Annotated in this window: 2 tRNA genes and 1 rRNA gene; all 3 read left to right on the plus strand. The window is 50.3% G+C overall.

The window, feature by feature from the left end:
- A 16S ribosomal RNA gene (locus tag PQU96_RS15915) occupies positions 1-63 on the plus strand; the annotation flags it as partial.
- Positions 64-151: 88 nt separating this feature from the next.
- A tRNA-Ile gene (locus tag PQU96_RS15920) sits at positions 152-228 on the plus strand.
- Between the two features lie 10 nt (positions 229-238).
- Positions 239-314, plus strand: a tRNA-Ala gene (locus PQU96_RS15925).
- Positions 315-577 lie beyond the last annotated feature (263 nt).

The following is a 577-nucleotide window of genomic DNA, read 5'->3' on the forward strand; positions in this document are numbered from 1 at the left end:
ATGACTGGGGTGAAGTCGTAACAAGGTAGCCGTAGGGGAACCTGCGGCTGGATCACCTCCTTTCTAGAGAAGGCGAGGTTGGGCACTTACAGCCTATCGGTTATTCGAAGTTAAGGGCGGCATGTCAGCGATGGCATGTTGTAGCAAGACTGGGTTTGTAGCTCAGCTGGTTAGAGCACCGTGTTGATAACGCGGGGGTCGTTGGTTCGAGTCCAACCAGACCCACCAGTGACCCTTTGGGGGATTAGCTCAGTTGGGAGAGCACCTGCTTTGCAAGCAGGGGGTCGTCGGTTCGATCCCGTCATCCTCCACCATCCAATGCAAACAAAAGTGCATCAGCGCGTGCTGGTGAATTTCTGTTTGCGTTGTAAAAAACGCCCGATCTTTAACAAATTGAAGAAGCCGAAATACAAGCGGCGAGAGAAGCGATGGAGTTAACTCTTCATTGGTTTGATCGTCGACTTGGGTAGAAGATTGTATCGCGACAAACCGAGAGGTTTGTCACGCAAACTCGATGTTATCAAAGTAAGGCAACTGAAATGATAGGGTCAAGTGAATAAGTGCATCTGGTGGATGC

It is taken from the genome of Vogesella margarita (genome assembly GCF_028548475.1).
Lineage (GTDB): Bacteria > Pseudomonadota > Gammaproteobacteria > Burkholderiales > Chromobacteriaceae > Vogesella > Vogesella margarita.